A 6833-nucleotide genomic window follows, 5' to 3' on the forward strand; every position below is an offset into this window, starting at 1 on the left:
GTTAACACCCTCGCGTGGCGTGTAACGCGGTCGAAACATCCGCGCGCCCTCGCCGAAACCTGACAACTCCACACTGACTCTGTACCCGCCGAGACACGATCTTCCGCTCACCCTGTGCACGTCGACGGCAATCACTGTTTGTTAGAGAGAGGTAACCATATCCATGGTTGAACTGTCAGTCCTGTTGGACGCCACAACTGATGAAATAACCCTGAATCTCAATTCCCTGTGGCTTCTCGTCGCGGCCGCCCTCGTTCTCCTGATGACTCCCGGTGTTGCCTTCTTCTATGGCGGCATGGTCAAGGCCAAGAGCGTCATCAGCATGATGATGATGAGCTTCGGTGCGATGGGCGTCGTCGGAGTGCTGTGGGTGCTCTACGGCTACGGTCTGGTCTTCGGCCCGCCGCTGATCCCCGGCTTCCTCGGCAACCCGTCCGAGCTGCTCGGCCTGAGCGGACTGCTCGGCGCCGGTGAAGACGGCTCGCTCTCGCCCGACCTGAACGGGCTGGCGTTCGCCGGCTTCCAGGCCACCTTCGCCATCATCACCGTCGCGCTGATCTCCGGGGCGATCGCCGACCGCGCCAAGTTCGGCGCCTGGATCATCTTCGCCGCCGTGTGGTCGACCCTGGTGTACTTCCCGGTCGCGTACTGGGTCTTCAACCTCGCCGACGGGTGGGCTCCCGCCGCCCTCGGAGTCAACGACTTCGCCGGTGGAACCGCGGTGCACATCAACGCCGGTGCAGCAGCTCTGGCTCTCGCTCTGGTGCTCGGCAAGCGGGTCGGTTTCAAGAAGGGCATCTCCAAGCCCCACAACGTGCCGCTCACCCTCCTCGGCGCTTCGCTCCTCTGGTTCGGCTGGTTCGGTTTCAACGCCGGCTCCGAAGCCGCCGTCGACGGTGTCGCCGCCCTCGCCTGGATCAACACTCTCGTCGGTCCCGCCGCCGGTATCCTCGGCTGGCTGGTCGTCGAGAAGATCAAGGACGGCAAGCCCACCTCGATCGGTGCCGCATCGGGTGCCGTCGCCGGACTCGTCGCCGTCACCCCGGCCTGTAACATCCTGACCCCGTTCTGGGCGATCGTCCTCGGCCTCCTCGTCGGTGCGGTGTGCGCCGTTGCCGTCGATCTCAAGTTCAAGTGGGGCTTCGACGACTCGCTCGACGTGGTGGGCATCCACCTCATCGGCGGCATGATCGGAACGCTCTACATCGGCATCTTCGGTTCGGGCATCGGTCTCCTCGACACCGGGAGCCTGAACCAGCTCTGGGTGCAGTTCATCGCCGCCTTCGGCATCGCCGTCTTCTCCTTCGTGATGGCCTACGGCATCGGCTGGGTCATTCAGAAGACGATCGGTTTCCGCATCAACAACGAAGACGAGGTGGCCGGAGTGGACACCATCGTGCACGGGGAAGAGGGCTACGCGCTCGACGTCGTCTGACGACGCAGCAGTACCCAGCTCATCTGACCCAGCACGGGCGGTGGGGGCATCCGGTTCAGCGGATGATCCCACCGCCCTTTCGCATGCCGGCCCGTGCCGATCCGGGCCCGGCCTCTCAGCCCGGGGTGAACCTTGACGGCTAGGGAAGGCCGGGACACACTGGCGGAACCTGCGGGGGACCCGAACCTCCCAAGGAAAACCCCGCCAGACTCTCGGTGGCTGAGAGCTGGCGGGGTTCTGCCTTTCTCGGTGAGGCGGGAACTAGCCCGAGTAGGAACTATTCCATGTAGGACGAGCTCGATAGGGCCTTGGACTTCAGGGCGTCGAACTCGGCCGGAGTGATCGTTCCGGCATCGAGCAGGGCCTTCGCCCGGGTTATCTCCTCCGTGGCCCCGGAACCGGTTCCGGCGACGGTGCGGATGTACTGATCGGTCTGCGCCTGGTACTCCCTCGACTCCTTGGAGCTGCGTTCCGCCATGCCCTTGCCCCGGGCGATCACGTAGATGAGCACGGTGAGGAAGGGCACGAAGAACAGGGCGAGGAACCACACCGCCTTCGCCCAGCCACTGAGCTGCCGGTCGCGGAACAGGTCGACGATGACGCCGAAGAGGGCGAAGAAATACGAAATGATCGCGAAGGTCCAGAAGAAGAACCAGATCGTTCCCCACAGGTTTTCCCAGAAGTCCATGGCACTTTCTCCTCATCTTCGGGCACTGCTGATTTCGAGCGTTGAGCGTCGACCACGCCACCACGTGACGTGTGCCACTGTCATACGTCCAGGTGGCCGAGCCACCCTCACCCGAAACGGATGAATTCGCTGGCTCGTGCCCATACTGTCGCCGGCCGACGGCACCGGGAGCTCTAGCCGAGGGGCAGGCCGAGAGCTAAGGTGTCGAGGCTGATCGACCACCCCCGCGAACGGAGGACGTGCCTCAATGACCGTGCATCGGGTACCGGCTCAGATCGGGCTGCCGGGAACTGAACAGTCATCGGTAGCCCTGCCACCAGTAGCCCTGCCGCCCGTGCCGCCGGTGACACCGCCGGCAGTCCTACCGGTGCTCATCGCGGACGTCCCGGCTCCCTCGGCCATGGAGTTGGAGAGGCCCCGGCTCCACGATGCACTTCATCGTCTCAGTGATGGCGAGGTGCGTGCCGGCGAGGTGCGGGCCGGTGAGGTTCGTGCCGGTGAGGTTCGTGCGAGTGAGGTGCGCTGCGTCGGACTGTGGGCCGCCGCGGGCTCCGGCAAGACGACCCTGCTGGCCGCCTGGGCACGCCGCCTCCAGCGTGCGGGGGAACCGGTCACCTGGGTGCGCGCGCCGATGTCGGGGCAGGTCCGTCCCGCTGATGTCTGGCGGCAGGTCGGGGAGGTCAGGCAGGTCGGGGAGGGTGCGCTCGCCTCGGGGGTGTCAGGCGACGGGGTGACCAGGTACGTGTTCATCGACGAGCTGGACCGCGCCGAGGCGGATCGGCCGGGACTGCTGGGCGAGCTGGTCAGGTCGGCGCCAGGCGGCATCCGTCTCGTGGTCGCGGGGCGCACGTCGCCGGGCGTGGGGGTGACGCGACTGCGTGCCGCAGGCGCGCTGGTCGACGTGCCGCCGGCCGACCTCGCGTTCGATCGGACGGAGCTGACGGCGCTCGCAGCCAGGCAGCGTGTCCTCCTGACGGAAGAGGAGACGACGATCCTGCTGCAGCGCACCGCTGGTTGGGTGACCGGTCTCGCGCTGATCCTGCCGTTCCTGCGGGGGAGCGATGATCCCGCGCGGCTGGTGCGGGACTTCGACGGTGACCATCCCGCGGTGTCCGGTTTCCTCCGGTCGGAGGTCATCGCCGGTTGGGCTGACGGGGACGAGACCACGCTGCTCCGCGCGGCCGTCACGGCCGTCATCCCGGTCGACCTGGCCGTCGCGGTGACGAAACGAGCGGATGCCGGGGCGGTGCTGGATCGGCTGGCCGGGCCGGGCGCCCTGATCGTCAGGGAGAGCCGTGTCGAAACCGCGGGGTATCGCATCCACCCGGTCCTGCTGGCGCACCTGCAGGCCGAGGCGTGGCGACGGGACGCCGTGGCTGCGGCTGCTGCGCACGAGACCGCGGCCCGGTGGTTCGAGCGTCGTTCCGACGGAACTGACGCGCTCGAGCAGGCGCTCGCAGCCCGGTCGCCCGGCCTTGTCGACGAGATGCTCGACACTGTCGGTGTCGACCTCGTACTCCGGGGAACACCTGACCTGGTGCTCCGGGCCCTGGCCGAGCCGGCCGCGCTCGCCGAGAACTCTGGTTCACCCGTGGCGGCAACCCTGAGGCTGCTCCTGGACGCTCCGTACTTTCCCGATCGGGGGCGGGCGGGCCACCTGCTGGCGGGACTCACGGCGCCACTTCCCACCGGCGCCGGCACGGACGCCCGGGCTGTCGTGATCGAGGCGCTCACCGCCTTCTCCGCCGTCACGTCCGACGAGATCCGGAACGGCCTAGCCGGGCTCCTCGCCGCCCGCAACGCTCCAGGGCGTCGGGCAGACCTCGGCGTCGACCTGCTGGCTGCCACCGCGGAGGCTTGGTGCCGCGCCGGACTGGGCGAGGCGGCGCAGGCCGAAGCGGGACTGCGAATGGTGACTGTGGCCGCGCGGAATGCGGGCTACACGTGGCTGTTCCTGCTCGCCGGCGACCTCGCCGCCACGGCCGCTGCCCGCCGCGGAGACTGGGCCCGTGCCGGCCTCATCGACGATCAGCTGGCCCTGGCGACGGATGCCCAAGCGCATCCCGCATCGGGTGCCGGGACATCCGTGCCGGGGGTGCCGGTCGACCGCGCCGCGGCCCGCGCGTGGGTGGCTCTGCAGATCCGACGGTACGAACGCTGCGAGCCGATCGATCCGAGCGTGCTGGAGCGGCTGGTCAGGGCCGACCCGATGGTGGCCGATTCCGGGCTGACCGTGCCTGCCCAGGCCCTGCTCGCCCTGTCGGCGCTGGCGGCTGACCCGAGGCCGCGATCGGAGCTCGAGAGTCTGAACCGGCTGCTGCGCGAGAACGCCGTCGCGCAACCGCGTGTGCTGAGCCTCTGCTGCATTCCCTGGTTCGATCTGACCGGTGCTCTGGACGGGAGGGCGGAGGCCCGGCGGGTCACACACCTGGTGGAGGCCGTATTGGGCGCGGACTCGCTGGAGGTTGTGCTGCTTCGCTCGATCGCCTACCCGCCGGCCCGGGGCCGCCACGGAGCCGGAGGTGCTCTGGAAGCCGCCGCGACATTGGCCAGCCGGTGCTGGCGTGGGTCGACGCTGGTGAGCGCGTGGATCGTGCTGGCCGGCATCGCCGAGGAGAACGCTCGACCTGCCGAGGCGGATGCCCGGCTGGTGCGGGCGCTGCGTCTGGCCGAGCAGCTGCGCGTCGAGAGGGTATTTCTGGCCGCGGGCGGGCTCGGGGTGGTGCTGCTCGTCGCACGGATCGGCCGGTTGGGGGACCTGGACGGGTTCGCGAGCCGGATTCTGACTCTGGCGGGGCGGTCGCCGGGGGAGACCCGCCCGGCTCAGGCCCCGGTCGCCAGGCTGACCGAGCGGGAGCGGGAACTGCTGCGCGAGCTGCCCTTCCACCAGTCCGTGGCGGACATCGCCCGCAAGCACAATGTCAGCCCGAATACCGTCAAAACGCACCTGCGCAACATCTATCAGAAGCTGGAAGCCACCGACCGGGCCCGTGCCGTGGTCATCGCGCACGAGCGCGGCCTGCTCTGACCGGCACCCCCCGAAAGGGAATGGTTCCGCCGCACCCGGACCAGTAGGCTTCGAGGGTCTCGTGCCCGCGCGCGCTGCGCGGTGAGCCAGGCCACGCGCATGATCTTCGTGCCGGCGGAACGGAAGGACCCCATGTTCGAATTCCTGCTCAGCCCCATTCCCGGCCTCATCGCCCTGGGTATCGTCGTCTTCCTGATCGGCCTGATCTACGCCAAGACCGTGTACAAGAACGCGGGGCCGGACGAGGCTCTGGTGATCACCGGCAAGAAGTCGAAGAAGACCATCGTCGACGGCGCAACGATGGAGGAATCCGGGCAGCGCGTCGTGCACGGCCAGGGCGTGTTCATCACCCCGTTCTTCCAGAAGGCGTTCAAGATCAGCCTGCGGAGCCGGGCGATCGAGATCACGGCCGTCGCCCAAGACCAGAACGGCGTCACCCTCACCGTGGAAGCCGTCGCCATCGTGAAGGTCGGCGACGACCCGGCGGCCATCCGTGCCGCCGCGCAGCGGTTCCTCGGCCAGGACAAGAACATCGACGGTTTCGCTCAGGAGGTGCTGTCCGGTTCGCTGCGGTCCTCGATCGGTGGCACCAACGTGATGACCATCATCCAGAAGCGCGACGAGCTGGGCTCCTCCGTGCTGGCGACCGCCCGTGAGTCCCTGGCCAACCAGGGTGTCGACGTGGACTCCTTCGAGATCAAGGGCATCACCGACGAGAACGACTACATTCGCGACCTCGGCCGCGCCGAGCAGGCCAAGGTGCGCCGCCAGGCCGAGGTGGCCGAGCACCAGGCCAACCGGGAGGCCCAGGAGGCCGCCATCCTGGCCGAACAGGCCATCGCGGAGGCCCAGAACACGCTCGCACTGCGGAAGGCCGCGCTGCAGCTGGACACCGACAAGGCCGCCGCCGAAGCCGCCGCGGCCAAGCCACTGGCCGAGGCCAAGGCGCAGCAGGCCATCGTGCAGGAGCAGGAGCTCACCGCCCAGCGGCGAGCGTCGCTCCGCAAGGCCGAGTTGGAGTCCGAGGTCAACGCGATCGCCGACGCCGACGCGTACCGCATCCGGGTGACCGCCATAGCGGCCGCCGAGGCCGCCGTGGCTGGAGCGAACGCCGACCGTGACAGCCGGATCGCGAACGCAGAGGCTCTCCGTGCGGAGGGTCAGGCCGAGGCCGACGCCATCCTGGCCCGCGGTACCGCGGAGGCGACCGCCACACGGCTGTCGGCCGAGGCCGTCGCCGAGCAGAGCGAGGCGCTGATCCAGCTGCGCATGGTGGAGATGCTGCCCGAGATCGCCCGCGAGTTGGCCGCCCCGATGTCGAACATCGACAACCTGACGGTGATCTCCACGGATGGAGCCAGCCAGCTGACCAAGAACGTCGCCTCCGGTTTCACCGAGGTCGACGGGGTGCTCAAGTCGACCATGGGCCTCGGCATCCGGGAATTGCTCGGCAACCTCGTCGGCGGCGTCGCCGCCGGTGCCGCCGCGGCCACGACCGTCAAGCCGCAGGCGTCGCTCACGACCGCCCAGCAGGCCGACGTCGACCACGCCCTGGCCGCACCGGCCGTGGAGGCCTAGCTGTACTTCCCATTGACGTTGTGAACGCGGTCGATGGGTGATTTGCCGCCGATGCCGGTATGGGGCCTGTGGTGATTGTAGCTATGGATCCAGTCTTGGTATGC

The 6833-nt window shown here is 68.4% G+C and carries 5 protein-coding genes; 3 read left to right on the forward strand and 2 right to left on the reverse strand.

Annotated features, from left to right (window positions below):
- Window positions 1–163: 163 nt before the first annotated feature.
- Entirely contained in the window at window positions 164–1435 is a 1272-nt protein-coding gene (locus E3O67_RS04165; protein WP_134430967.1) for an ammonium transporter, read from the forward strand.
- A gap of 277 nt (window positions 1436–1712) precedes the next feature.
- On the opposite strand, the gene E3O67_RS04170 is transcribed toward E3O67_RS04165, so the two are convergent.
- On the reverse strand, window positions 1713–2123 hold the full coding sequence (locus tag E3O67_RS04170; RefSeq protein ID WP_134430970.1) for a PLDc N-terminal domain-containing protein: 411 nt from the start codon (window positions 2121–2123) through the stop codon (window positions 1713–1715).
- A gap of 247 nt (window positions 2124–2370) precedes the next feature.
- Here E3O67_RS04170 and E3O67_RS04175 point away from each other — a divergent pair, with 247 nt between their 5' ends.
- Together E3O67_RS04175 and E3O67_RS04180 are read left to right on the forward strand one after the other, a co-directional pair.
- Window positions 2371–5151: a LuxR C-terminal-related transcriptional regulator gene (locus E3O67_RS04175; protein WP_135101992.1), complete on the forward strand. Its 2781-nt coding sequence runs from the start codon at window positions 2371–2373 to the stop codon at window positions 5149–5151.
- 99 nt (window positions 5152–5250) lie between these two features.
- A complete protein-coding gene (locus E3O67_RS04180; RefSeq protein WP_134430975.1) occupies window positions 5251–6729 on the forward strand; it encodes a flotillin family protein in 1479 nt (492 codons plus the stop codon).
- Here the strand turns inward: E3O67_RS04180 and E3O67_RS04185 are convergent.
- Window positions 6726–6833 (reverse strand): integrase core domain-containing protein (locus tag E3O67_RS04185; protein WP_167726473.1); only part of this gene is annotated, 108 nt, incomplete at its 5' end. The genes E3O67_RS04180 and E3O67_RS04185 overlap by 4 nt on opposite strands.

The sequence above is a fragment of the Cryobacterium sp. TMT3-29-2 genome (assembly GCF_004564305.1).
Taxonomy (GTDB): domain Bacteria; phylum Actinomycetota; class Actinomycetes; order Actinomycetales; family Microbacteriaceae; genus Cryobacterium; species Cryobacterium sinapicolor.